The organism is Hafnia paralvei ATCC 29927 (genome assembly GCF_001655005.1).
In the GTDB taxonomy this organism is placed as follows: Bacteria; Pseudomonadota; Gammaproteobacteria; order Enterobacterales; family Enterobacteriaceae; genus Hafnia; species Hafnia paralvei.
Genome location: NZ_LXET01000046.1, coordinates 284,445 through 307,660, shown reverse-complemented (window position 1 = coordinate 307,660; position 23,216 = coordinate 284,445). Strand labels below are relative to the sequence as shown.

Annotated in this window: 32 protein-coding genes; 26 read left to right on the top strand and 6 right to left on the bottom strand. The window is 49.1% G+C overall.

Features of this window, described 5'->3' with window-relative positions; translation table 11 throughout:
* Positions 1–36: 36 nt before the first annotated feature.
* Complete coding sequence (locus tag M988_RS15100) at positions 37–330, bottom strand: helix-turn-helix domain-containing protein (protein ID WP_064574844.1); 294 nt, start codon at positions 328–330, stop codon at positions 37–39.
* 94 nt (positions 331–424) lie between these two features.
* On the opposite strand from M988_RS15100, the gene M988_RS15095 reads away from it, so the two are divergent.
* Positions 425–772, top strand: a complete 348-nt coding sequence (locus M988_RS15095; RefSeq protein ID WP_064574800.1) for a hypothetical protein — start codon at positions 425–427, stop codon at positions 770–772.
* Between the two features lie 61 nt (positions 773–833).
* Positions 834–1,466: a GPO family capsid scaffolding protein gene (locus tag M988_RS15090; protein WP_064574798.1), complete on the top strand. Its 633-nt coding sequence runs from the start codon at positions 834–836 to the stop codon at positions 1,464–1,466.
* Between the two features lie 18 nt (positions 1,467–1,484).
* On the opposite strand, the gene M988_RS15085 is transcribed toward M988_RS15090, so the two are convergent.
* Complete coding sequence (locus M988_RS15085) at positions 1,485–1,967, bottom strand: hypothetical protein (protein ID WP_064574796.1); 483 nt, start codon at positions 1,965–1,967, stop codon at positions 1,485–1,487.
* A 3-nt stretch (positions 1,968–1,970) separates the two neighbouring features.
* Positions 1,971–2,126, bottom strand: coding sequence for a hypothetical protein (locus tag M988_RS22880; protein WP_156518183.1), 156 nt, complete (start codon positions 2,124–2,126; stop codon positions 1,971–1,973).
* Positions 2,127–2,270: 144 nt separating this feature from the next.
* On the opposite strand from M988_RS22880, the gene M988_RS22980 reads away from it, so the two are divergent.
* From M988_RS22980 to M988_RS15055, 7 genes are all read left to right on the top strand, one after another.
* Entirely contained in the window at positions 2,271–2,492 is a 222-nt protein-coding gene (locus M988_RS22980) for a phage filamentation protein Fil family protein (protein WP_074388455.1), read from the top strand.
* 99 nt (positions 2,493–2,591) lie between these two features.
* The gene (locus M988_RS15080) at positions 2,592–2,795 is read left to right on the top strand and encodes a hypothetical protein (RefSeq protein WP_064574794.1); all 204 of its coding nucleotides are present in this window, start codon (positions 2,592–2,594) and stop codon (positions 2,793–2,795) included.
* Positions 2,796–2,806: 11 nt separating this feature from the next.
* A complete protein-coding gene (locus tag M988_RS15075) occupies positions 2,807–3,388 on the top strand; it encodes a 3'-5' exonuclease (RefSeq protein WP_064574792.1) in 582 nt (193 codons plus the stop codon).
* On the top strand, positions 3,385–3,603 hold the full coding sequence (locus M988_RS15070; protein WP_064574790.1) for a ParE family toxin-like protein: 219 nt from the start codon (positions 3,385–3,387) through the stop codon (positions 3,601–3,603). The genes M988_RS15075 and M988_RS15070 overlap by 4 nt, the downstream gene beginning before the upstream one ends.
* Positions 3,600–4,493, top strand: coding sequence for a DNA adenine methylase (locus M988_RS15065; protein WP_064574788.1), 894 nt, complete (start codon positions 3,600–3,602; stop codon positions 4,491–4,493). The genes M988_RS15070 and M988_RS15065 overlap by 4 nt, the downstream gene beginning before the upstream one ends.
* Before the next feature lie 67 nt (positions 4,494–4,560).
* The gene (locus tag M988_RS15060) at positions 4,561–7,065 is read left to right on the top strand and encodes a replication endonuclease (RefSeq protein WP_064574786.1); all 2,505 of its coding nucleotides are present in this window, start codon (positions 4,561–4,563) and stop codon (positions 7,063–7,065) included.
* 99 nt (positions 7,066–7,164) lie between these two features.
* Positions 7,165–7,839, top strand: coding sequence for a DNA adenine methylase (locus M988_RS15055; RefSeq protein ID WP_064574784.1), 675 nt, complete (start codon positions 7,165–7,167; stop codon positions 7,837–7,839).
* A gap of 64 nt (positions 7,840–7,903) precedes the next feature.
* On the opposite strand, the gene M988_RS15050 is transcribed toward M988_RS15055, so the two are convergent.
* Genes M988_RS15050 through M988_RS15040 form a run of 3 tightly spaced genes read right to left on the bottom strand, consistent with a single transcriptional unit; the run spans position 7,904 to position 11,075 of the window.
* Positions 7,904–8,170: an Ogr/Delta-like zinc finger protein gene (locus tag M988_RS15050; protein ID WP_082919466.1), complete on the bottom strand. Its 267-nt coding sequence runs from the start codon at positions 8,168–8,170 to the stop codon at positions 7,904–7,906.
* Positions 8,171–8,226: 56 nt separating this feature from the next.
* Positions 8,227–9,270, bottom strand: coding sequence for a phage portal protein (locus M988_RS15045; protein ID WP_064574781.1), 1,044 nt, complete (start codon positions 9,268–9,270; stop codon positions 8,227–8,229).
* Positions 9,267–11,075, bottom strand: coding sequence for a terminase large subunit domain-containing protein (locus M988_RS15040; RefSeq protein WP_064574780.1), 1,809 nt, complete (start codon positions 11,073–11,075; stop codon positions 9,267–9,269). Before M988_RS15040 ends, M988_RS15045 begins: the two co-directional genes overlap by 4 nt.
* A gap of 158 nt (positions 11,076–11,233) precedes the next feature.
* Between M988_RS15040 and M988_RS15035 the strand changes: the two genes are divergently transcribed.
* The 17 genes from M988_RS15035 (at position 11,234) to M988_RS14960 (ending at position 23,215) form a co-directional block, all read left to right on the top strand.
* Positions 11,234–12,304 carry a GPO family capsid scaffolding protein gene (locus tag M988_RS15035; RefSeq protein ID WP_064574778.1) on the top strand — a complete coding sequence of 357 codons (1,071 nt, stop codon included), beginning with the start codon at positions 11,234–11,236 and terminating at the stop codon, positions 12,302–12,304.
* Between the two features lie 28 nt (positions 12,305–12,332).
* Complete coding sequence (locus tag M988_RS15030; protein ID WP_064574776.1) at positions 12,333–13,364, top strand: phage major capsid protein, P2 family; 1,032 nt, start codon at positions 12,333–12,335, stop codon at positions 13,362–13,364.
* A gap of 2 nt (positions 13,365–13,366) precedes the next feature.
* Positions 13,367–14,071, top strand: coding sequence for a phage terminase small subunit (gene gpM / locus M988_RS15025; protein WP_064574769.1), 705 nt, complete (start codon positions 13,367–13,369; stop codon positions 14,069–14,071).
* Between the two features lie 110 nt (positions 14,072–14,181).
* The gene (locus tag M988_RS15020) at positions 14,182–14,655 is read left to right on the top strand and encodes a head completion/stabilization protein (protein ID WP_064574768.1); all 474 of its coding nucleotides are present in this window, start codon (positions 14,182–14,184) and stop codon (positions 14,653–14,655) included.
* The gene (locus M988_RS15015) at positions 14,652–15,128 is read left to right on the top strand and encodes a phage tail protein (RefSeq protein WP_064574766.1); all 477 of its coding nucleotides are present in this window, start codon (positions 14,652–14,654) and stop codon (positions 15,126–15,128) included. The genes M988_RS15020 and M988_RS15015 overlap by 4 nt, the downstream gene beginning before the upstream one ends.
* Positions 15,122–15,820, top strand: a complete 699-nt coding sequence (locus tag M988_RS15010; protein ID WP_064574764.1) for a hypothetical protein — start codon at positions 15,122–15,124, stop codon at positions 15,818–15,820. Before M988_RS15015 ends, M988_RS15010 begins: the two co-directional genes overlap by 7 nt.
* A gap of 2 nt (positions 15,821–15,822) precedes the next feature.
* On the top strand, positions 15,823–16,965 hold the full coding sequence (locus tag M988_RS15005; RefSeq protein ID WP_064574762.1) for a DUF2586 domain-containing protein: 1,143 nt from the start codon (positions 15,823–15,825) through the stop codon (positions 16,963–16,965).
* 2 nt (positions 16,966–16,967) lie between these two features.
* Complete coding sequence (locus tag M988_RS15000; RefSeq protein ID WP_064574760.1) at positions 16,968–17,429, top strand: phage protein; 462 nt, start codon at positions 16,968–16,970, stop codon at positions 17,427–17,429.
* 4 nt (positions 17,430–17,433) lie between these two features.
* The gene (locus tag M988_RS14995; protein WP_064574757.1) at positions 17,434–17,736 is read left to right on the top strand and encodes a phage holin family protein; all 303 of its coding nucleotides are present in this window, start codon (positions 17,434–17,436) and stop codon (positions 17,734–17,736) included.
* Complete coding sequence (locus M988_RS14990) at positions 17,733–18,074, top strand: M15 family metallopeptidase (RefSeq protein ID WP_064574754.1); 342 nt, start codon at positions 17,733–17,735, stop codon at positions 18,072–18,074. Before M988_RS14995 ends, M988_RS14990 begins: the two co-directional genes overlap by 4 nt.
* Entirely contained in the window at positions 18,074–18,457 is a 384-nt protein-coding gene (locus tag M988_RS14985) for a hypothetical protein (RefSeq protein ID WP_064574752.1), read from the top strand. Before M988_RS14990 ends, M988_RS14985 begins: the two co-directional genes overlap by 1 nt.
* A gap of 113 nt (positions 18,458–18,570) precedes the next feature.
* A complete protein-coding gene (locus M988_RS14980) occupies positions 18,571–18,846 on the top strand; it encodes a putative phage tail assembly chaperone (protein ID WP_064574750.1) in 276 nt (91 codons plus the stop codon).
* Between the two features lie 32 nt (positions 18,847–18,878).
* Positions 18,879–19,034: a DUF6890 family protein gene (locus M988_RS23375; RefSeq protein WP_428838871.1), complete on the top strand. Its 156-nt coding sequence runs from the start codon at positions 18,879–18,881 to the stop codon at positions 19,032–19,034.
* Between the two features lies 1 nt (position 19,035).
* Positions 19,036–21,117, top strand: a complete 2,082-nt coding sequence (locus tag M988_RS14975) for a phage tail tape measure protein (protein ID WP_064574748.1) — start codon at positions 19,036–19,038, stop codon at positions 21,115–21,117.
* Complete coding sequence (locus M988_RS14970) at positions 21,114–21,449, top strand: DUF2590 family protein (protein WP_082919464.1); 336 nt, start codon at positions 21,114–21,116, stop codon at positions 21,447–21,449. Before M988_RS14975 ends, M988_RS14970 begins: the two co-directional genes overlap by 4 nt.
* Positions 21,442–22,626: a baseplate J/gp47 family protein gene (locus tag M988_RS14965; RefSeq protein WP_064574746.1), complete on the top strand. Its 1,185-nt coding sequence runs from the start codon at positions 21,442–21,444 to the stop codon at positions 22,624–22,626. The genes M988_RS14970 and M988_RS14965 overlap by 8 nt, the downstream gene beginning before the upstream one ends.
* Positions 22,619–23,215 (top strand): hypothetical protein, encoded by a 597-nt coding sequence (locus tag M988_RS14960; protein ID WP_064574742.1) that lies wholly within the window; start codon positions 22,619–22,621, stop codon positions 23,213–23,215. Before M988_RS14965 ends, M988_RS14960 begins: the two co-directional genes overlap by 8 nt.
* Position 23,216 lies beyond the last annotated feature (1 nt).

Here is a 23,216-nt window from a genome sequence, read left to right as displayed (position 1 = left end):
CACCCCTAGACCAATTCACTTTAATTTTCAATGCGGTTAGCCAACCTTCCGGTCTTTTGGGGGCTTGGATATGCTGCCTTGCCCACTAGGGGAGAGAGCCGGAGACACTTGCCCCGATTCTTCAGCCGTTTGATCGGTCATCAACCAAAGAGTGTATTTTGTAAATCTGGGGTGCTGAGTCATTTTTGTTAAGGCATCCCCACCAGGTTCAAATTTTCCGCCTTCGTATTTTTTCAGTGTGTTAATTGATAATCCTATGATTTTACAGAAGTTAGCTTGACTCAACCCTTCAGACTCACGGATCAACTTGATTTTTTCGCTTAATTTCATTTGACAGGTGCCTATATAGACCTTAAATTTGAACTCAATGGTGTACATATGAACACCAACGAAGCCAATCTAAACCGATCTAAGAGGATAACCCATGGAGACTGCGCATAAAAGCAAACCCGCCAAAGCGAGCGCCCCAAAGGGGATGTGGGCCACAACAAATCCAGCTGCATACAACGCCCAAGAGCGTGAGGCTATGGCTCTTGCTTTGGCTTATCTCACAGAAAAGGGCATTAAACCCTGCATGACGGTAAAGGAATTTGCTGAATTTTACGGCTTGGATTTGCGTCAAGTTCAAAGTGATATGGATCGGAATTACCTTCCTCGCGTGCCTCGCACCATTCCAGATCGCCGTGAATTGAAACAAGTCAACATGGTTGCTTATTACGCCCGCATGTATTTGGACGGATTCAATCACCTAGAAAAAGCAGCCGCATTCTAATTAATTGCTGGTGAGATTCAGCCTAGTTCAGTTATCAAGCAACTTTAAAGTGGGATGATTTATGTACAAGAAGATGTTTCTAGTCGCTATCGGTGGTAAATCAGTAGACGGGCGTGACTTGCCAAATGAAGATATTTTCGCGATTGCTGAAAATTACAATCCTGAATTGTATACAGCAACCATTATCCGCAACCTTGACTATCCAAGGGCATCCCCTGTTCTTGGGAGTGTCAAGAAGTTGGAAGCGGTGATGGTAGCAGGTAAAGCTCGTTTATATGCTGAGATAGAGATAGGCAGTAAGTTATTAGAAATAGCAGAGGAATGGTCACAACCACACTATTTCGCAGTTTATATAGCTCATGAACTTCACCCAAAATCGGGTTGCGGACTTCCCACACCTTATTTATTTAACCTTGTGCTAGATAACAAAGAAAACTTTAAGGGTATTGATGCTATTTCGTACCCAACGCTAAAAGCCTGTATGCAGCCGGATGTAGTAGCGCTTGAGACTGGAAACCCAGCCCAAGTAGATAAGCACAATATTCCGTCCATCACGTTTACGCGTCAGCGCTATTATCGAAATGGTGCCCATGCGGGAGATATTTATTATGGCGTTGTAGGTTGGGGAATGAATGGCCCCAAAGATGAGGCCATTTTAAAAGAACTAATTAGCGAAGCTATTAGCCATTCTTAAGAACTGTCAGAGTGGCGTTTAATACTGTATTCCGCCAGCAAAGAAAACGTAAAACTTTTCACCAGCTGTGAGGGAACGAACACGTGAAGGTATTGCTTCTGGATTAGTATTTGTAGCTATATCCGCTTTTATATGTGCTGCATGTTTCAGATTGCTAGGAACAGGGGAATCATTATCTACACTTTCGTCAAGACGACGCTTGTATTCATTGATAGTCATATCATCAATGGCAGAAATCATTTTTTCATAACGGCGAGCTTGCTCTTTTGCCTTACCGGAGATTTCACCCGGTTTATAAATAAATAAGTACGTGGAAAGAACAGCCATCAACAACCCAACGGGGAAGAGATTTGCAATGTCAGCCATTACCGTAGTGCTTAAAAGCACCTGAATGAAGCTGATAAGGTTGAAGATATTCCTGTAAAAAATTGCAGTCATATCTTCTAGCGCATGGAAGTAATAGAGATCGTGAATCTGTTCGTCGTTGAGTTGTTGAGTCATTGCTTAGTCCCTTGTGTTGGAATCTCCATCTTGAGGAGATTGTTGCTGTTGCTGTTGCTGTTGCTGTTGCTGTCGCGGCTGGTATTTAACGTGGAAATCTTCCGTTTTTACATTCCGCACAACATGCGTTTTGATTTTTGGCTTTTCTTGTTCGCTCATATCAAAAATTCCTATGTGGTGGTTGATGTTTGCGCCTGATCTACCGTTCAAAGCTTTACAGGCGCAGATAAGTTACCACAAACCCCATGTGCCGAGCATGGCTAAAACTCGGCATCTTTACTAAATCTTGGAGAATGTAAGCTCATGACTTCAGCACAAGCCCCATCACTGGCAAGCCTACTAAAACAAGGTTGCCAAGTTACACATTTCAAAAACAATCACGGTTGGCTTGAAACACCTGACGGGCGATTCTTCCAGCCAAAAGTTGCAGATGTTCAATTTATAAAAGGTTGTCGAAAGCCTTTTATGTCTAACCCACGAAATAAGCGCCGATGGTTTGCGTGGCTTATGGGTATATTTGCCTAAGCAATATTAATAACCAAGTTAATTAATTTCAGATTCAAAAAATGATTCACCGCTGAATAAGTGGTGAAGGATTCGTGCATCCAAAATAAGGGTTTTGATATGTACAACATTCGAAGCACAACGGCACGCACTCATATTTTGGGGGTCATGTTCCCTGAAATATCCCGCAGAGGAATGACCATCAAATGCAATGAGGGCGAACTCACTCTCAGCGCTAGCAACCCCGCAGTTATCGCTTTCATTGATGCTTTGCGCCGTGAATTAGACCAGCCGCAACCGCAACACAATCCCGTTTCATTCTAAGAGGCTCCCTTATGAACCACGTCATGATTGATATTGAAACTTTAGGCACCAACACCAATGCACCCATTGCCAGTATTGGCGCTGTTTTCTTTGAGCCATCAACCGGCATTACCGGGGCGCGTTTTTACGTTCGCGTTGATGCAGAGAACGACGAGCTAAACGGGGCCGTCGCTAGTGTTGCAACGTTCAAATGGTGGCTTAAGCAAACACGTGAGGCGCAAGCAGAGCTATTGGCAAGTGATGCAATCCCGCTTTGGGATGCCTTGTGTCAACTTGACGGGTTTCTTACTGATCATGCAGTTCCAGAGGATTTAGATTTACTACAAGTCTGGGGTAATTCACCAACGTTTGACTGCGCCATTCTACGTGCCGCTTATGCACGCGCTGATCTTGAAGGGCCGCTATGGAAGTATTGGAACGAACGCGACTGTCGCACGATGGTTGAACTAGGCAAAGTCATTGGTTTCAACCCAAAGCATGACATGCCTTTCAGGGGCGAACGTCATAACGCCCTAGCGGATGCAGTTCATCAGGCGCAATACGTTTCACACATCTGGCAGCACCTTACAGCAGATAAGGAGCCGATGTTATGACGTTATCTGGATCGCGGGCGAACCCCAGAATTTATAGCAAGGCTTTGGCCTTGCTTACCCAATTTGAAAATGGCAGGCGCATACATAAGCGTATTAAACCGCACGGCTATTTAAAAATTGATATTGGTATTCGGTGGCGTTTATTGAGCAAGAACGGCGGCAAACATTGGCGCTTAATGACTCATGAGCGATATAACGTGGAGATATGGAAATGATCCGTCCGTTCATCAAATGGGCGGGCGGCAAAAGTCGCGTCATGCCCAAGTTATTACCCTATTTGCCAAAGGCCGATTGTCTTATAGAGCCGTTTGTTGGTGGAGCCTCGGTATTTCTAAATACAGATTACCGTCGCTATATCCTAGCGGATATTAACCCTGATCTTATCGGGATGTATCGCTTTGCGACTCAAGCAACTGAAGATTTTATCTCTCTTGCTCAACCGCTATTTCTTCATGGAAATAGTGCAGAAGCCTATGCGGTACTCCGCAAAAGGTTTAATGAACTGCCAGCCAGTGAAGAACGCGCAGCACTCTTTCTTTATCTCAATCGGCACTGCTTCAATGGTGTATGCCGATATAACGCAAAGGGGATTTATAACGTCCCTTTCGGTAAACATAAAAATCAACCTTATTTCCCTATTGACGAGATCCGCCTATTTGCGGAAAAAGCCAAAGATACGCATACGCAGTTTATTTGCGCACCATTTCAAAACACCATCTCAGTAATGGCTGAAAGTGATACGGCTATTTACTGCGATCCGCCCTACATCCCGATCAGCGCTACCGCCAATTTTACGCAATACAGCAAAGAACCGTTCGGACGTGCTGAACATATGCGTTTAGTGACCAGTTTGTTAGCGGTGAACCTGTCTCACGGTTCGCCAGTCGTGATCTCCAATAGCGATACTCCGCTAACACGCGAAATCTATCGCCATTTCAATCTGCATAGCTTCAGTGCTCGACGTTCTATTAGTTCCAAGGCTAGCCAGCGCGAAGACGCCAACGAAGTGATCGGCGTGCTTTCTACCTGCCAGCATTGCGGCAAATACGCTTGTAACTGCGCTCAGCAGCCTAAGCACATTAGCCCAGCATATTCATATCAATAAGATGATGAGCGACACACGCGGACGTTATGCCCCAACCCCACCGCCAGATTACCCCGGAAGCACATCCGTGCTTACCGGGCCTTATGCGTGGAATGCTCCAGCAAAATCAATTAACCCGCTACAGGATGAAACGGATTATGTAGAAACTCCGCTCGCCAAAATGATTGCGGACTACCAGCATGATGAAGCTGTCTCGCGCATGATGCGCATAGCCGCCATGACTGAAGAAGAAAAAAAAGCCATCAATAAGCGGCAGTACCAAATTGATTTGTTCGAAGAGCATGAGAATGAACTCAGTTTGCATCTTGCCCGTCTTGCCGAGTCTAAAAAGGCGCTACGCCATAGCCCATTATTAGAGATTGCCGCTAACTTAAATGCGCAGCCAAAGTTTATACGCCAGCCACTACAGCAGCGGATTGAATACCTACGCAGAGAACATGGCGAACATCGAGCCAATATATTTTTGACTGAAATAGTCGAGAGTGCATTGTCGCGGTTAGAAGCCGTCAGAGAAAAACAGCTGACTATAGGCTACCGTCATATTGCAGGTCGAGAGCGTCTAGACGAGCTTTTGCGCTTACCGGAGCTGAACAAACGCGAAGTGCAGACGCTTGCCGCAATGGTGGCGGCGCATATGGACATGATTTTTTGTGCTCAGGTCGAGGCTAACCTTACTCATGACCATACCCCAGACGCCATTCTACGCGTATATCACGTGGTCGCAGCTGAAGCACAGCGCTTATGTATCCAGCCGCCTTACTGGGATTCTCTCAATCCCTATATTCGCCACCGAGAACGTGCCCCCTATGACCTATTGCCGGGGGCATTCTTGCGTCTGCGCTGTGCTGATTGGTGGAAAGGTAAGTTATGGCGATTACGCAATGAATGGCGGGAAGAACAATTACGCGCCGCGTGCCTTGTTCATAAACATGCTTCCGCCTATGCCAGTCACGATGCGATAGAACGCCAGCGTGACCAATACCGCCGAACGCTTGAATTCATGCGTATGCATGAGCTGGAAAACGAAGACGGTTTCAAGATTGATTTAGAACAGGTCATGCTTTCCAGTACCAGCAACCCTTATTTACGGTATATCGAAATGATGACTACCGTTAAGGGGCTGCAAAACTTGGCTGAAATGCGCGGCGATTACGCCATGTTCTATACCATTACGTGCCCGTCCAAGTATCACGCCACGCTTGCAAACGGCAAACCTAACCCAAAGTGGACGGAAAAGACCGTCCGTGAAAGCAGTGACTATCTGGTTAGCGTCTTTTCCAGTATCAGGAAAAAGCTTCAGCGAAAGGGCTTGCCTTGGTATGGCGTACGTGTGTCTGAGCCACATCATGACGGTACAGTTCACTGGCATTTATTGTGCTTTATGCGTCATAGAGATCGCGCCGCCATCACTAAGGTGATGCGTGAATTTGCAATACGTGAAGATCGTGCTGAGTTGGGCAAGAACGTGAGAGCGCGGTTTGATGTTGTACCAGTCACTAAAAGAAAAGGTTCACCTGCGAGCTATATCGCGACTTACATCGGTAAAAATATTGGTGGCGGCTCACTGGATAAGGCCAAAGACAAGAAAACGGGTAAACCGCTCATCTGTAAAGAGACGGGGAAACCCCTTGCTAATAACAGCGATAATGCCGTCGCTTGGGCAAGTTTGCACAGGGTTAAGCAGTTTCAATTCTTTGGCGTTCCATCGCGTCAAACCTACCGAGAATTGCGCCGGTTGGCTAATCAGCTACAGCGTGAACTCAAGCCCAAAAAAGGGGCGCAGCTTCTGCAAGATAAGCATATGAATGATGTGCTTGCCGCCGCCGATGCGGGGTGTTTTGCCACTTACACCATTAAGCAAGGTGGCGTGATGCGGCCCCGCAACGAGCATGTGATCCGCACAGCCTACGCATTATCTGAAACCCCGAACGACTACGGCGAAATAAGCCCGCGTATCTATGGCGTCTATTCGCCGCGCTTGGGCGATGAATCTCGCATTTGTACCCATAGCGAAACGTGGAAGTTAGTCAAAAAATCCAAAAGCAACGCCCATGAACTTGAAGCCAGCAAAGCTGGCGCGGGGGTTGACCTTGGCCCTTCAGGGGTTTCGCCCTCACTTGGACTCGTGGCAATAACTGTCCGCCCGTCTGAAAAACAACCAGATCCAAAAGCCAAAAAGCGGAATGAAAAACCGCTCAATTTGGATAATTTAGACGCACTGACACGGGGAGAACGCCGAGAGTTGTTGCGAAGGTTGAAAAATCCGCCACCAGAAAACCAGAGCGAGCCACTTTCGCCAGAAAATCAGCGGCAGAAAACCAAAGGGGAGCAAGCATTTAGTCATGCTGCGGGCGAACTTATCTCAAATATGAAGAAATTCGCCCACTCAATTGGGTGGGAATTATCGCAGCACGTCCTACGCCGCCTAGCTGCGGGGAATATTGTTGATATTGAAGGTAAGAATTACCGCGTCGATCAGTATGGAGATATTCGCCGATGTGAACCGGATTACGGGACGCGCGTACGCAAGCTGATGCAGCGAGTTGGTGAAATAAGAAATGGTACCGCATAGATAAAATCAACTGCGCCAGCTGGCATAGTCATTTTTGTCTGTTCTGGCCATATGTATCGAGTGCGGTTATTTATGGCATTACTGCAGGAGAATTGATTAGTGAGTTACTTAGGAAGCAAGGCCGCAAGCGGGGTCTACCAAAAGATAATTGCTGAGATGCCGCCGCATGAAACATACATTGAAACCCATCTTGGCGGTGGTGCTATTATGCTGCGGAAACCGCCAGCAATACGTAATATTGGCATTGATCTTGATGTCGATGCGCTGAAAAATTTTGCGTTCACACACCAACTATCACATGTCAATTTAGTGATCGAGGACGCAGTTGATTATCTGGACTCGTTCGACTTTACCAGCGCTGGTCGTGTATTGGTGTATGCCGATCCCCCTTACTTGCCTGAGACCAGAACAAGTAATAATCGTTATCGCTTTGAATATTCAGTGACAGATCATGAACGGTTATTGTCTTGCCTTATGGGTCTACCTAGCAATGTTTCCATCATTCTATCGGGTTATCCATCAAGGCTTTATGACGAAACATTAGTCGGCTGGCGAAGCAAAGAATTTCAGGCCATGACACGCGGCGGTGTTCGAACGGAAAAAATCTGGATGAATTACCAAGAGGGGAAGGCTTACTCACATGCTTTTGCTGGAAAAGATTCTAACGATAGGCAGCGGATAAAGCGAAAGGTCAAGCGTTGGAAAGATAAATTTTCCTTGCTTCCACCGGCTGAGAGGTTAGCGATTATGACCGCTTTATGTGACGTGGAATAAGAAAGGTAATGGGGCTTTGCACTAATCCATGATTAATAAAAACCCGCTTTGCGCGGGTTTCTCGTTAACTGGCCTGTCCCTGTAGTAAATCAAGGGCAATTTGTCGCTCTTCTGGTTTCAAGCGGTCAATCAAGAATTTCATGAGCTTAGCCCCAGCCATGCCGCTGGGGCTGAGAGTGTGCGAAAACTGCGCGTGAAAAACAAACGTATGACCGCATTCAACTTCGGTACACCCGCAGTATAAAACACCCAGTTTTTTATCTACCCAATGGGTTTTTTTAATAATGGCCGGTGATTTACACTCTGGACATTCGATTTTAAAAGTACGCATGTTTATCACCCCGCACGCTAACGCTAACAATCGTGGTGATTCTAACTTATTTACGCTCATTTTTCGCCCTTATCGGGGGTAATTACCGGAATTTCAACGTCAAATTTTAAGTGCAAGTGTGCGGGGATTTCGGGATCGCTGTTAACTCCATTCATAAATTTGCGCTGAAGTGGGATAACTTCATCTTTTCGGTACGTTTGGCGGGCGGTTTCAGGGTTTGGCAGCGCAGAACCTTTATCCGGGATGATACCGCCAAGACCTGCGGGAAAACGATGGGCGGTAAAAATATCCTGTGCAGTGATCCCTTTAATATTGGCAAACTCATCTTTCGCGCTAACCTCGCCAACGGGCAAAATTTTAACCCCTTCAGGGTCGCCCTTGGGGATGTTAATAAACATATTGCGGAAGTTACCAATTCCCTGAGATTGGGCTATTTTTTCTTTGATCTCGTCTTCCATTTCGACGGTAAGACTGGCGTCACTGGTATATAGAATAAAACCCATATGCGCACCGTTGTTGTAGTAACGGCGGCGAAATATTGTCGCTTCGCTATTGAGTAATACGGAATGGATACCGCCGATATAGTCCGGCAGGCCGTAAACCTGTTGGCGTGGGTCATACATTTTAAAGAAGACAATATCGCGCGGGTCGTAGACGATGGCTGGCCCTTCTTGCAACACAACAAACTCACCCGATTTGCGGCAGCGTAAGTAAAGTGACGGCAGCGGCAATAGGTCGATAACTTCCCCAAAAATATTGCGGATCTTCAGGATAGCCACATCGCCAAATAATAGGTAGTCAAAGGCCATTTGTTCGACCTGATCGGAGGTCAACCCGCCGCCAAGATAGCCACCGGCAACCATGTTTTTGCGGTAATAGAGAACGCCGCCATGCTGGCCGTTGAGATTCGGGAGTTGGGCTAGCGCCAATCGGTCGATAGGTAACTGCCAGTGATCATACTCATCGTTATACCAAATATTATGGTAGTCGGTGCCTGTCGTGAGAATGGGTTCAGGTTCACCGAAGGTGATGACGCTACCGCGCCCAGGTGTAAATGTTTTAGCCTTGGCGGTGCTCTGTTTGCGTTTTTTGTTTGTCATGCTGCCATTCCAAAGACCCAAGCTGATGGGCGGTCAAATTCATAGTCGATAGGTTCGTTAATCACGGCGTGTGATATTGCAAAGAAAACGTCAGCGTGGCCGGTCGCCTCGGAACGCTCAGCGACGAACGTCAGCGCATTGCCGCTGTTGGTGGTTGTTCGACGTATAGCCATAAAGCTTGGCGCGATTTCGGCGCGTTCTTTATTGGTTTCATCAATAGCGTCTTTGGCCCACTCGATGCGCTTACGCTCGACCACGTCGATCATTTTCATCACGAGGCGGTTTTTACTTTCAACACCGTACAGAATCGCTTTCGCTTCGCGTGGGGCAAATTTGCTAACGAGATCATAAACACTCACACCAATGCCGCTGGTATCGATGCCGATATAGGTCATATTAAAACGCCGCATAAGCTGTTTGATTTGCTCGGCCTGCCAACTAAAGTTAAGCCCTTGCCATTGATAAATAGCCAGAACGCGGAAGCGCTCCCCTTCAAAAATTGGTGGGGCAACGATAACGAACGTGGAATTATCCCCAGAGCGTGACGGGTCAAAGCCGCCCCAGACTTCACGATTGCCAAAGGGACGCGCGGCGGTTGGGTCATAGTCGCCCCATGTATCCATTTCAACTTCACAGGCAACCAATGTGGAAAGCTTGAATACGGCGTCTTTACTGTCAACAAACTGGCACATGTAGAGCATGGCAAACGCGGTGGCGTTATATCGATTACGCAGGCGTTCAATATCAACCAGTGCCGCAAGACCACCTTTGATCGCGTCTTCCATTGTAATGACGTAGCGCCAGATACCATCTGGGCAGCGTATGCCCGCTTGACGCATAGCGGTTTCTTTCGGGAATTCGGCCTCTTTGCGCTTCGGATCATCGGATCGCCATTCTTCACCGCTCCACACTGCATAAGCTTGGTGGGTTTTGGCGCTCGGCGTAGAAAAATAGGTTGTACGGTATTTGTTATGCGTCGCCATTGCGGAGGCGACTTCGTGCAGTTTGGTGAATTTAGGTATCCAGAAAACCTCATCACCGTATAGATGGCCGTTAAAGCCCTGCGCCGTGCTGGCGTTGGTAGAAAGGAAACGCAGTATTGCGCCATTGCTCAGGCGGATATTTTTCCCTGTGAGTGTCACACCAAAATATTGTTGGGCGATTTGGACAATATATTCACGGAAAATTTCAGACTGTGCGCGGGACGCTGAGAAAAACACTTGGTTATCGCCCGTTTTGACAGCGTCTTCAAAAGCTTCCCATGCGAAATAGTAAGTCATGCCGACTTGGCGACTTTTCAGGATGAAGCGCCAATCTTCATCTTTATGCTCACGGCAATGCAGCTGGTAATCGAAAAGGTGTTCGCTTGCCCAGCTATCCAGCATTTCGGGAGTGATAGCAGACACATCATTCTTTTTATATTTACGTCTGCCGCCTTCCCTAGGTTCACCATTGCTGAAGCCGTCACCTTCAAACGCAGGCATAGAGCGAGCCTGAATCTCAGCCATTTTTTCAGCGTGCTTATTACGTTGCGCTCGAAGCTTAACGTCAGCGGCGATGAGGTCACGCAATTCTTCCAGCTCAAGCGCTGTTTTTTTCTCTTTGTTGGAAAGCTGGTTAAATCGACGAGATATAGCCTCTTCAATAGATTCCGCAGGCAATAAGGATGCCCACTGTCCAGATTCAGCCCAATGGTAAACGGTACGCGGTGGAAGGTTTAATTCCTGCGCAATATCTTTGGGCGTCCAGCGTTTAATATATAACGCACGCGCCGCGTCTTTAATTTCATCGGAATATTTAGCCATGAGTCTATTATGCTGAAGTCATAGGCAAGATAAATACGGTAGACATTCGGCTAATAACGCTTATCCGAATGAAACTGAATGCGCACCATCATGTTATTCGTAATACTGAACTCCACGAAATACCGATAATTAAAAATGCTTATTTATTAAGGTGTGTTATGCCACAACCCAATTACCGTACAGATTGGTTATGTATTGCCACATCCGGGCAGGCTGTAGACGGTCGCGTCATTGAGCCGCAATGGTTGATTGATGCGGCAGAAACTTACACCCGCAATACGTACACCGCCATGATTTGGCCGCACCATCCTCAATATGATTTAGGTGAACGTGAGTTTACCTGCAACTTAGGGGAAGTGGATGCGCTGAAAATCGAGACAGACGGTGAAACCGTTAAGTTATTTGCGCAGCTTATCCCGAATCAATTTCTTATTGATGCTAACCGTATGGGGCAAAAGTTATTTACCTCTGCGGAGTTTATTTCTGATTTCGCCGGTAGTGGTAAAGAGTATTTATTTGGTCTTGCTGTTACAGATATTCCGGCCAGTCTCGGTACGGAAAAAATGAAATTTATATTAGCCGGTGAAGAAAAGGATTCAGAGCGCGGAAGTTTGGAAACGTTCAGCCTTGGTAAATTAAAAAATAACAAGCCTGAAAAGAAAGAAGCGTCTTTTTGGGGAAAGCTGTTTACCACCCGAAAAGAATTTACGCCAACACCAGAACCTAACACTGATAAGCCCAACGAGGGCGAGGAAGAGAAGATGGATGAATTAAAAGCCCTCTTGCAGCAAATGCTACAAATGCTCAGCGAAATGGGTAAAACCGCAGAAGGGGATAACCCTGATAGCGAAACGCCAGAAATGGCCGCTGAAGACGTCGCCGATATTGCAGATGATATTGCTGATGCTGCCGATCAGGTTTCCGAGCTGGCTCAAGAAGTGGCTGAAAACCCAGAGGATGAAGTGAAAGCCGAAGAGTTTAGCGCGGCAAAAGCCAAGCTGTTGAAAGCGATGAAAGGTTTTACCGCAAAGCCCGCGAAAACGAAACGCCGCAGCCAGCGCCGCCAGTTCAGTGCCCGCCAGCCAAAAGGGCAAAACGGTGATCAGTTGCAAGCGTTGAATACCACGCTGACAACGTTCATGACCAAACTGTCAGCGATGGAGCAGGGCGGAACGCAACGTCCGGGACAAGCCCCAGCGGGCAGTGGCAAGCCGTTTGACTTTATTTAACCTCTTCGCCTTTTAGGACATCACCACTATGCGATTAACACCTAAAGCGGAAGCCATGCTCCGCAAATATGCAGCCGGTTTGGCAAAGGCCAACGGTACGCAAGATACCTCGCGCTTCTTTTCGCTGACGCCGCCAAAAGAAACCATCCTGCGCAATGCCTTATTGCAAGAGTCAGAATTCTTACGTTTGGTTAACGTGATGGACGTAGACCAAGTCAACGGGCAGGTTGTTAGCACCGGCAAGCCGGGGATCTACACTGGTCGTAAAAAAGAGGGCCGCTTCTCTCGGGCGCTCGGGAATACCGGCAATGAGTTCAAGCTCTATGAGACCGATTCAGGCTCTTATCTTGCCTATGACCTTCTGGTTATTTGGGCGAACTCCGGTACCGAAGATGAGTTCTTCCAGCGTATTCAAGCCTTCAGCAATGAGTCGTTTGCGCTGGATATGTTGCGCGTGGCCTTCAATGGTACTAGTGCGGCGGAGAATACCGACCCTGAAACGAACCCGAACGGTGAGGACGTCAACATCGGTTGGCACCAGATCGTAAAAACTCGCTCGCCCGAACAAATTGTGACAGATGCTGTCACCTTGGGCGGCTCGGGCGCTGACTTTGTCGGGCTAGATGCTGCGGTCACCGATTTGGTTCATACCAACATTTACGAACCTTTCCGCAATGACCCGCGTTTAGTGGTATTGGTTTCCGCTGATCTGATTGGCGCTGATGCAACCACCATGATGAACATGGTAGATCGCCCAACGGAGAAAGTCGCCGCGCAGCTTATCAACCGCCAGATTGCAGGCCGTCCCGCGTACACGCCGCCATTCATGCCGGAAGGTCGCCTTATCGTGACGACGCTTGAAAACCTGCACATTTACACGCAGGCGGGCACCCGTAAGCGTAAGGCCGAATGGAACGATGATCGTAAGCGTTTCGAAAATAACTATCTGCGTATGGAAGGTTACGCCGTTGAGCATGACGAGCTGTACGCCGCTTACGACAAGATCACCCTATCGAGTGGAACGGCACCGGTTCCGCCTAAAGAAAACGCCGGAGCATAAGCATGGCTATGACCCTGTGCCAGCGTCACCGCGCCCGCGTAAAAGCCGCCAAAGTGCTAGATAAGCATGAAGCACTGACGGCCTCACCGGTGAGCTTCCATATTCAAAAGTTGGAGCTTGACGAAGATGTTGCGCGTTTACGTTCGCTGCCTTTGACCGCCGATCGTATTGAGATGAAACGCGACGAGCTTTTGCCGCGTTGGCTTCCGACTGTAGAAGCCTATCTCGCAGGAGATAAGCGCTACATGAATCCGGCGCTGGTTTACTGCGTGATTTGGTTGCTGGACACAGGGGAAATAGAAAAGGCGCTTGATTGGGCAGATATCGCCATCGGTGAAGGGCAGCGTATGCCCGCCAATTTCAAAAGCACGATGCCCGCATTTATCGCTGATACCGTCATGGAATGGGCGATAAATGAAGCCGCAGCGGGACACAGCATTGAGCCCTATTTTAGCCGAACGTTTAACAACGTCCGTGATAAATGGCGCTTGCATGAAGATATCAACGCGAAGTGGTTCAAGTTTGCAGGGCTGTATTTATTGCGTGATCACAACGGTGAGCCACGCGCTACGGCGGTGGACAACGTGGATACGTTGGAACAGGCCGACGCCCTTTTGGCACAAGCTGAAAAATTCAATCGGCACGCAGGTGTTACCACCATGCGCAAAAAAATCATGGCGCGTATTCGCAGTCTCACCGAGAAGTAAAGACTACCGCAAGCCGGGGCGGGCGCGGTGGAGGCAGAAAACCCGCAAGGTTTTCTTGAGCCGTGGAAACCGTTAGCCCGCTTCTCTTATGCCAGTAGAAGGATGCTTCAATGAGTGGCCCAAGTTTCGGCATTAGTGGACGTCAGATTGATTACCAAAATGCTGTTATCACCAACGGTGTAGCGTTTTGGCCTGATCTCAATCTGGCTGAGTTTCAGAAGTCGCGCACTTTGCCTGTCGATTTACCCAGCGAAACCGCAGGGATTGCAGTATTAGCCGCCGTCGCCGAAGTGAATGACACCTGCGCACCGGTTGTGAGCTATTGGACGGGCAAAGGGATCGCCAAAGCTATCGATGTGCCGGGGGCCATGATGGGCACTGAAAATCAGCTGACAGCACAGTACAAAAAAGCGGTATATGCCAGAGCTAAAGCGGATTTACTCGGCGAGTTTGCCACTATCGGGCGGCGTGAGTCACATCCGGGACAGGAAAGCGACGAAACCCGCGACATTCTGCTCGCTGAAGCGGCGTTCGCCATGCGTAACATGCTGAGGTTGCCACGTGTTGGGGTGCATTTGATATGAGCGAATTAGAGCGCGTAACCGCATTTATTGCAGAGAATCTGCCAGAACGGGCTATGCAGATGTTTTCTTCAGTGATGGAAGATTGCGAGCTGATTTATTACCCCAAAGCGCTGGGGCTTGGGCAACGCCGCATTGGAGTGCTGCGTTATAACGCGGTGTTGTCATGGGATAACTTCCCGTATCGGGCGTGCTCGCCGGGGTTGGTGTACGCGCTAGTCTTGGTTTGGTTAGAAGAACACGCCAATGCGCTGCGCGATGATTTGAAGCTGGGAGGGCCAACCGTTGATCCCGAGTTTGATGATGAAGGCTCTAGCATCATTCAGATAGTGATCCCTGTTGCTGATGAGATTGTCCTCAAGCCAAGTGACACCGGCATTATCCCCGCTAAGGGGAAACGTTGGGATGTGGTTTATCCCGAGGTTTGGACGGCCAGCGAAGCCGAATTCATCACCTTACACAGTGATAAATCATGATCCGGGGCGAACTGAATAAGAGCCAGCTTAAGCAGCTGCGCACCGCGCTTGCTGGGGCTGATTTACCCGCTAAAAAACGCCAACGCCTGCTATGGCGTATTGCCAAGCTGGGGATCATTGTTGCCGCCAAGCGCAATCAACGCAATCAGGCTGCACCTGATGGCACGCCGTGGCCCCAACGCAAACGGGGCAAGGGCAAGATGTTAAAGGGATTGCCCAAGCTGTTAGCAGTACGCGAAATGCCAGAAATCCAAGCGGTAAGAATTTACCTCAAAGGGGGCAATTACCGTAATGGTACCAAGCCGATTGCAGCGGGGTTGGTAGGGGCAGTCCAGCAGAACGGCGCAAGCATAAAAATGAATGCAAGCAGTGCGCCGCGCAAACCGCAGGCCAACAGACCGGCACTGCCACGGCAGGCCAAAAAACTGCGGGCGCTAGGCTACAAGATGCGTCAGGGCAAGCGATGGGTGAAACCATCAAGTAAAAAAATCATAGAAACCCTGAGCATGGCGCAGGCGGGACTACTGATAAAAAAACTACGGGGCACACCGTCAAAGCGCACATGGACAATTGATTTGCCTGCTCGCGTGTTCTTGGGGGTGAGTAACGACGAATTCAACAAAATACTTGCGCGGCAATTGCAGGCTATCGGCTTTGGCTGGGACGTCAACGCGCAGGATATCAGGGGGTAGATATGACTTGGCCTAACGTCAATGTCACGCAGCTCAACCGCTATAACGGTGTGACGAACGATGTTGAACGCGTCGTGTTGTTTGTGGGGTATGGCAAAACTAACGCGGGTAAAACACTGCCTTTAAATACGGGAAGTGACTTAGATAAAGAATTGGGCGAAGAAGACAGCTTGTTAAAACGCCTGATCGCCGCCGCAAGCAATAACGCCGGTCAAAACTGGTTTGCCTACGCCCACGTTATGGCAGAGCCAGAAGCGAACGCGGAAGGCGTCGAACCGGATAAAGATTGGATGGACGCCGTCAAACTGGCGCAAAACGTGGCCTCAGTTGAAGGGGTTGTGTTGGCTTTTGATACCGCCAACGCCGCCACAATCAACCGTGCTACTGAGATGCGCACGACATTACAAGCCAGCTTTGGTCGCTTTGTGTGGTTTGAGTTAGCCATACAAGGGCCGCAAGAAGATGAAGCATGGGCGGATTACGTTTCTCGCCTTTCAAAACTGCAAGACAAAATCGCCTCGCCCGGCGTGCATTTAGTCCCGCGTCTGTGGGGCAATGAGCCGGGGGTGTTGGCAGGGCGTTTGTGCAATCGGTCAGTGACCATTGCTGATAGCCCAGCCCGCGTTGCAACAGGGGCGGTCACGGCGTTAGGCAGTGATGCTCTACCGGTTGATGGTACCGGCGTTGAAATTGATCTCGCAGTGTTGCAGTCACTTGAAACGCAGCGTTATAGCGTGCCGATGTGGTACCACGATTTTGACGGCATTTACTGGTCTGATGGTCGCACGCTAGACGTTGAAGGCGGCGATTACCAAGTGATTGAGAATGTGCGCATTGTCGATAAGGCTTCTCGCAAAGTCCGTTTACGCGCCATTCCCAAGATTGCGGATCGTTCGTTGAACAGCACACCCGGCAGTATTGCCGCCCATGTGACCTATTTCGGCAAACCGTTGCGAGAAATGGCTATCACCTCACAAATCAACGGGATTGAGTTCCCCGGTGAAGTGAAACCACCTAAAGACGGTGATATTGCCATCGTGTGGAGTTCATCGGTCAAAGTACAGATTTTTATGGTTGTTCGACCGTATGAAAGCGCAAAAGAAATTAGCGTCAGCATCGAACTTGATACCTCATTGGAGAGCTAGCTATGTCTGGGAGTGAACGTATTAGCGGCGGTTCGTTCGATGTGAACTATGACAGCGTCATGATCCACGTCGAAAGCGCCACGGTGACTATCACCGACAACAGCACGGCAGTGCAAACGCGTGGCGTGCCGAATGGGCACGTCAAAGGTTCGGTCAGCGCGGACGTTGAAATCGAAGTGGATTCTTTGAATTTCAAAAAGTTTACCGCCGTTGCTCGCGCCGCAGGTTCGTGGCGCGGTATTCCTGAGAAAGATTTCCTGTTTTATGCCAACGCTGGCGATGAAGAGGAAAAAATCGAAGTCTTTGGGTGTGTTCCGACCTTGTCTGATTTGGTCAATGTCAGCCCGAGCGAGGCCAGTAAGACTACGAAAAAAATCAAATTCATGGTCACCAGTCCCGACTTTGTCGCTATTGATGGCGTGCCGTATTTGTCAGCTCGCGATACGCGTGACCTGAAAGGATGATGCCATGCCAAACGGTGAAACATCCCTTTTAGCTAAGTTGGTGCTCATTGGTGCCCTTATCGCTATGGGGCAATTGCTGGTCAGTAACGTGCGGATCACGTTCCGTATTTTACTTGGCCGCGTGATTTTGGGATCGGCTACTGCACTGATGGCCGGTGTTGCGCTCATTAAGTTTGAGCACCTGAATGAGCTGACCATTATCGGGATTGCCTGCGCCTTGGGGATCTTAGGTAGCACGGTGATTGAAGAGTTCTTAAGGCGCTGGCTAGAACAGCGTCTAGAGAACAAAAAGGATAAAGAATCATGACATTAAGCCAGAAACAACAGCAGTTTACGCGCATGGTTGGCAAGTTGATTGCGTGGGCTGACGCTAACGGCTATGCACTGACTTTCGGTGAAGCCTATCGCACCCCAGAACAGGCCAAACTCAATGCCAAGTCTGGGGCCGGTATTGCCAATAGTCTGCATACGCAACGTTTAGCGGTGGATTTTAATCTGTTCATCAACGGTGAATGGCAGACCAAAAGCGACGCCTTTTTACCGCTTGGCGAGTATTGGGAAAGCCTCGGCGGTTCATGGGGCGGGCGATTTAAAAGTAATCCCGATGGTAATCACTTTAGCCTTGAACATAACGGGGTGCGCTAATGCGTAACGTGTGGGGAAACCTGCTTGTGTTCGCGCTTTTGTTTGGCCTCGGTTGGCAGGCTCATGACTGGCATGACGCGAAAACCACGTTAGCGGCCAATCAGTCTGCCGAGAAGATCCGCGCAGAGGTCACAGAGATAACACGGCAATCTGGGCAGGCGCTTGAGAATAAACTCGCGGAGTTAAAAGCCAATGAAACCCACACTGAGCGGGAAATACGAACGGAAGTTATTAAGCCGGTGTTTAGCAATGTTTGCGCTACTGACGATTACGTCAGGTTGTTCAACGAAAGTACAGATAAAGCCGAGCGAACCTTATCAAGAAAATCATCTGACTCTTTGTTCCGTAGCCCTGCCACGTCTGGCGGGGCCGACCGGAAATAACTTTGATGCGGCGTTAACCGCTTATCGGCAGATGTATGTCGATTGCGCCGCACGCCATAACGCCTTAGTAGGCATCATTCGACAACGATTAGACAACGTAAGGATGTAACGCAATGAGCGAAGTAAAAACCAAAATTATCACCATGACCGTGGCAGGCCGTGAATTATCGTTCGAACCGAACAAAACCGCCTATAACGCGTTGATTAACGAAATCACCCCTAAAAATAAAATGGCCCCAATGGTGACTTACCTCGGGCGCATTGTGACCCCTGAAACAAAACCCACGCTCACGCAGCTGCTTGACGATGTGCCCGGTGTTGAGTTGCAGATAGCAGAGGCGGTGAACGAGATTTACGCCCCTGTGGTTGAGATTGAAATAAAAAACTGACGGCGCGGTTAGAGGCCATCCGCGCTAACCCGTTGGAGCAATACCTCACATTACGCCGCTATTACCTGCCACATGAAGACGATAGCGAAGAAAGCCTCTCACGCGCCTTATGGCTTGATGAGTATTTTGCGAAAACAAAAGCCCGTAAGACGGCGGAAGGGATCGCGATAGCCCTTAACGGACAATGACATGAGCCATTTGGATTTTACTTTAAGCCTGATCGACAAGCTGACGCGCCCGCTGAAATCTGCGCAATCGTCACTAACCGGTTTCGCTGAAAAATCGCAGGCGTCATTTACGCGCATCGGGATTGGTGCGGCTTCGGTTTGGGCTGTCGTGAGTTCCATTCAGGGCGTTCTTGGCCCTGCGTATGAAATGAATGCGGCGTTATCTGGGCTTGGGGCTAAAGGTGTCGCTGAGGACTCACTGAAACGATTGTCCAAAGAGGCAATGAAATTCAGTAACCGCTACGGCAAAAGTGCGGTCGATGTTGTCAATTCCAGTTATGCCATTAAAGGCGCAATGGTGGGGCTGGCTGATAAAGAGCTACCTCGCGTCACCGTTGCTGCAAATACCCTCGCCGCTGGGGTAAAAGCCAGCGGGGAAGAAGCCGGGGAATACATGGGCGCAATGGCTGCGCGGTTCAATACTGAACTGTCGAGCTTAGGGCACGTGCGTTTTGCTGAAGAGCTGGCAGGTAAAACCGCCTATATGGTGCAGAACTTTGGCGTCAAGATGCAGACCATGCAAGAGCTGATAGAAGGCACCAAGAATGCCGGTGCTGACTTTGGCGTTAGCATGGATGAGCAATTTGCCGTATTGGGTACGTTGTCGCGCACCCTCGGTACCGAGTCCAGCGGGATTTACGAACAATTCCTACGCAGTGCCCCTGCGGCAGCGCAAAAACTCGGGATGAGTTTTGTTGATGCCACCGGAAAAATGTTGCCGATGGGCGAGATTTTACAAAAGCTTCAGGATAAGTACGGGGCAAGTATTGAAGGTAACGTCAAAGCACAACAGGCGTTAGATGCCGCATTTGGCGGCGGTGCTGATGTTATCAAGAAGCTATACGGCCAACAGAATACGCTTAATAAGAGTATCAGCGATTTAGGTCGTAATGATGGCATGAAGCGTGCTCAAGAGATGGCCGAAAGAATGGTTGAACCTTGGGATCGCCTTACACAAATTTGGAAAAACATGCGTATTGCTATCGGCGATACGCTCTTGCCTGTGCTTAACCCACTGATTAATCGCGCTGCGGATGCCGGGGCGAAGTTTGCCCGCTGGCTTGAAATGTTCCCAAACATTGCCCGCTGGTTGGGCTATATCACCTTGGGGGTGTTGTCGTTCGGCCTAGCAGGTGCGGCAACCAACATCATTATGGGGGTATTTGGCTTCACCATGATGGGGCTGAAGGGGATTGCGGCGGTTGTGGTGGGCGGTTGGAACGCGCTTGTCTGGACGCTTAACATCCTGCGTCCTTCCCTGCTTTTGACGCGTATTGGATTAGCTGGTCTATGGGTGCAATCCAAATTATTGGCGCTGTGGACAGGCGTTTGCCGCGTGGCCCTGTTTTTGTGGAATGGTGTTCTAAAAGCGGGAGCCATTGCCATGCGTATCTATGGTGTTGCCACTATGTTTGCAGGTGTTGCTATGCAGCTACTAACCAGCCCTATCACTCTGATTATTGGCGCACTGGCGTTGCTAGCTGTGGGGATTTGGTATGTGGTCACGCATTGGGATGAGCTAAAAACCGCCATTATGAATACGGCGGCATTCCAGTGGATCATGGATATTGCCGGAAAAGTCGGTCAGGTCTTTGCTTCAGTATGGGCCTCCATCGTTCAGGGCTGGGGCGATGTTGTTAGTTTCTTTGCGGGATTATCGCCCGTTGCTGCGTTTACGGGGTTTGCCGATACCATCGGCGACGTTTTCAATAAGTTGTTTGACGTCCTAAAAAGTACGTTTGCAGCGTCCTACAACTGGATTGTGGAAAAGCTAAACAAAATCCCCGGTGTAGATATCGATCTGAAAACAACCAGTGTGCCAAATATGGCACAAGGCATGTCGGCACCTTCTGGGGGGCAGTCGCTACTGACGGGCACCAGTACCGGAACGGCTATTCCGCGTGATGGTCTGATGAGTCAGGTTAAATCTGATAGCAAAACAACCGTTGATAACCGCAAAACATGGGGTGATATCAATATTACCGCGCCGAATGGCATCACGCCGGGGCAGTTGTCCGAGTGGCAAGAGATGGAGGCGGGATGATGGCAGAGCCTAAATATATAGACCTTTTGATAACGGACGGTGATTTCACGCTCGACAGTGGTCGAGAGCCGTTGCGCTGCAACAACTGTGAAAGCATTGGTCAAGATATTGTGCATAGCATTCTTGAAAGCGGCATTACCGCCCAATTGATTGGAGAACGCAGCCCAACAATGCGCGGTGATGTGATCACACAATTGATTTTGTTAGTAGAAGACGATGAGCGACTCATACCCGGCACGATAGTGATCACTGAAGAATCACTCTCACGGCTCTATGTCACAGCCGAAACCTATGATTTTGGCACCTTAAGCAAAGGGGTTGATTATGACTGAAAAACCCGTGGTTGATTTTGAGCAGGTGCTTAAAGACAGCGGTATGCCTATGACCGCCGACGAGATCGGAGCGGCATTTGATACGACCGTGAAAGCGGAAGGTTTCGTTACGAATACCTCCAAAATGTCACCGTTTTGGCGTCTGATTAAAGTCATTGTCACAACGCCGGTATTGTGGCTTCAGGACGCACTCATCAACACCGTGCTGATGAATATGTTTGTCGCAACCGCCAGTGGGCAAATGCTACGGCTACTGGCATGGGCGGTGAATGTCATTGTTAAGCCCGCCACCGCTGCCGTGGGGGTGTTGCGTTTTTACAAATCAAATGCGGCGAACGCGGTCACCGTGCCCGCAGGAACACTGGTACAAACCGAACGCATCAACGGGGTTGTTTACGTACTGAAGGTGACGCAAGACACGCTTATTCCTGCGGGAAAAGAAAGCGGCACTGTGCCGGTTATTGCGGCAGCTACTGGCGATGGCTACAACCTTGCGCCCGGTTATTACCGAATATTACCCGTAAGCGTAACGGGGATCGGTAGCGTTGAGAATGAGGAAGACTGGTTACTAACACCAGGAGCAAACGAAGAAAGCGACGATGAGCTTCGCGAACGTTGCCGCAACCAATTCAATCTAGTGGGTAACTATCACACCGATGCGGTCTACCGCAGCATGATTGCGGGTGTTGCTGGGTTGTCGATTGATCGCATTTTCTTTTTACATGATGCGCCGCGTGGGCCGGGCACAGCAAATGCGTACTTATTGCTAGACAGCGGTGTTACGTCCCAGCCGTTTATTGATGCGGTAAACGACTATATCAACAGTCAAGGCCATCACGGACACGGTGATGATATGCAGTGCATGGCGATGCCTGAAACACGTCACACACTTGACGTAACGCTATTTGTTACAAATCCAGACAACATGAGCGCTGAAGATAAAGCCGCGTTACGTACTGGCGTTGAAAACCTGATCCGCTGTGCGTTTCGTGAAAACAGTAACTATGACGTAAAAAAGACGTGGCCCTATTCGCGCTTCTCATTTTCAAATTTGGGGCGAGAAATTCACAGAACCTTTGATGTGGTGGATTCATTGCGCTTTTCACTGACTGACATTGTCAGCGATCTCGCCGTACCAAGATTGGATGCGCTGACCGTGGAGATCGAACGTGACTGAATTTAAAAAACGATTACACACCCTGAAGTTACCTTCATGGATGGACAAAGGCGACCCCGCCAAGTTATTGCGTGCCTGTGTGGCATTTTGGTTACAGGTATATAACTGGATCACATGGCCGTTAAGGCAGTTTGATCCACTAACCTGCGTTGAGCCGGTATTAAACCTATTGGCGTATGACCGCGATATCACCCGCTTTAACGGTGAGCCTTTGGTGTTGTTCCGTAAGCGTGTGGCTTATGCCTTTATCAATGCGCGGGACGCGGGGTCAGTTGAGGGGTTTATTGCGATTTTCCAGCGTCTAGGCATTGGCTACGTGGAGTTGCTAGAACGCCAACCGGGGATTGATTGGGACGTTATTACGGTGCGCGTCACTGATAGTCAGATAGCAGAAAACACCGATTTGTTACTTGAAATTATTCGTCAATATGGCCGGACGTGCCGCCGTTACAGATTTGAAGTGATCACCAAGCAAAAAATGTTTATTCGCGCTGGGTGGTATGAAGGGGAATATGTTTGCTATGTGGCTAGCCTATCCCAAGAAACCAACAATAACAGCGCCACATATGGCGCGAAGCTAGGGAACTGAG

Excerpts from the sequence above, each read along its gene's own strand:
- M988_RS15100 (WP_064574844.1), bottom strand. The coding sequence starts at position 330 with ATGAAATTAAGCGAAAAAATCAAGTTGATCCGTGAGTCTGAAGGGTTG.
- M988_RS15095 (WP_064574800.1), top strand. The coding sequence starts at position 425 with ATGGAGACTGCGCATAAAAGCAAACCCGCCAAAGCGAGCGCCCCAAAG.
- M988_RS15090 (WP_064574798.1), top strand. The coding sequence starts at position 834 with ATGTACAAGAAGATGTTTCTAGTCGCTATCGGTGGTAAATCAGTAGAC.
- M988_RS15085 (WP_064574796.1), bottom strand. The coding sequence starts at position 1,967 with ATGACTCAACAACTCAACGACGAACAGATTCACGATCTCTATTACTTC.
- M988_RS22880 (WP_156518183.1), bottom strand. The coding sequence starts at position 2,126 with ATGAGCGAACAAGAAAAGCCAAAAATCAAAACGCATGTTGTGCGGAAT.
- M988_RS22980 (WP_074388455.1), top strand. The coding sequence starts at position 2,271 with ATGACTTCAGCACAAGCCCCATCACTGGCAAGCCTACTAAAACAAGGT.
- M988_RS15080 (WP_064574794.1), top strand. The coding sequence starts at position 2,592 with ATGTACAACATTCGAAGCACAACGGCACGCACTCATATTTTGGGGGTC.
- M988_RS15075 (WP_064574792.1), top strand. The coding sequence starts at position 2,807 with ATGAACCACGTCATGATTGATATTGAAACTTTAGGCACCAACACCAAT.
- M988_RS15070 (WP_064574790.1), top strand. The coding sequence starts at position 3,385 with ATGACGTTATCTGGATCGCGGGCGAACCCCAGAATTTATAGCAAGGCT.
- M988_RS15065 (WP_064574788.1), top strand. The coding sequence starts at position 3,600 with ATGATCCGTCCGTTCATCAAATGGGCGGGCGGCAAAAGTCGCGTCATG.
- M988_RS15050 (WP_082919466.1), bottom strand. The coding sequence starts at position 8,170 with ATGCGTACTTTTAAAATCGAATGTCCAGAGTGTAAATCACCGGCCATT.
- M988_RS15045 (WP_064574781.1), bottom strand. The coding sequence starts at position 9,270 with ATGACAAACAAAAAACGCAAACAGAGCACCGCCAAGGCTAAAACATTT.
- M988_RS15040 (WP_064574780.1), bottom strand. The coding sequence starts at position 11,075 with ATGGCTAAATATTCCGATGAAATTAAAGACGCGGCGCGTGCGTTATAT.
- M988_RS15035 (WP_064574778.1), top strand. The coding sequence starts at position 11,234 with ATGCCACAACCCAATTACCGTACAGATTGGTTATGTATTGCCACATCC.
- M988_RS15030 (WP_064574776.1), top strand. The coding sequence starts at position 12,333 with ATGCGATTAACACCTAAAGCGGAAGCCATGCTCCGCAAATATGCAGCC.
- gpM (WP_064574769.1), top strand. The coding sequence starts at position 13,367 with ATGGCTATGACCCTGTGCCAGCGTCACCGCGCCCGCGTAAAAGCCGCC.
- M988_RS15020 (WP_064574768.1), top strand. The coding sequence starts at position 14,182 with ATGAGTGGCCCAAGTTTCGGCATTAGTGGACGTCAGATTGATTACCAA.
- M988_RS15015 (WP_064574766.1), top strand. The coding sequence starts at position 14,652 with ATGAGCGAATTAGAGCGCGTAACCGCATTTATTGCAGAGAATCTGCCA.
- M988_RS15005 (WP_064574762.1), top strand. The coding sequence starts at position 15,823 with ATGACTTGGCCTAACGTCAATGTCACGCAGCTCAACCGCTATAACGGT.
- M988_RS15000 (WP_064574760.1), top strand. The coding sequence starts at position 16,968 with ATGTCTGGGAGTGAACGTATTAGCGGCGGTTCGTTCGATGTGAACTAT.
- M988_RS14995 (WP_064574757.1), top strand. The coding sequence starts at position 17,434 with ATGCCAAACGGTGAAACATCCCTTTTAGCTAAGTTGGTGCTCATTGGT.
- M988_RS14990 (WP_064574754.1), top strand. The coding sequence starts at position 17,733 with ATGACATTAAGCCAGAAACAACAGCAGTTTACGCGCATGGTTGGCAAG.
- M988_RS14985 (WP_064574752.1), top strand. The coding sequence starts at position 18,074 with ATGCGTAACGTGTGGGGAAACCTGCTTGTGTTCGCGCTTTTGTTTGGC.
- M988_RS14980 (WP_064574750.1), top strand. The coding sequence starts at position 18,571 with ATGAGCGAAGTAAAAACCAAAATTATCACCATGACCGTGGCAGGCCGT.
- M988_RS14975 (WP_064574748.1), top strand. The coding sequence starts at position 19,036 with ATGAGCCATTTGGATTTTACTTTAAGCCTGATCGACAAGCTGACGCGC.
- M988_RS14970 (WP_082919464.1), top strand. The coding sequence starts at position 21,114 with ATGATGGCAGAGCCTAAATATATAGACCTTTTGATAACGGACGGTGAT.
- M988_RS14965 (WP_064574746.1), top strand. The coding sequence starts at position 21,442 with ATGACTGAAAAACCCGTGGTTGATTTTGAGCAGGTGCTTAAAGACAGC.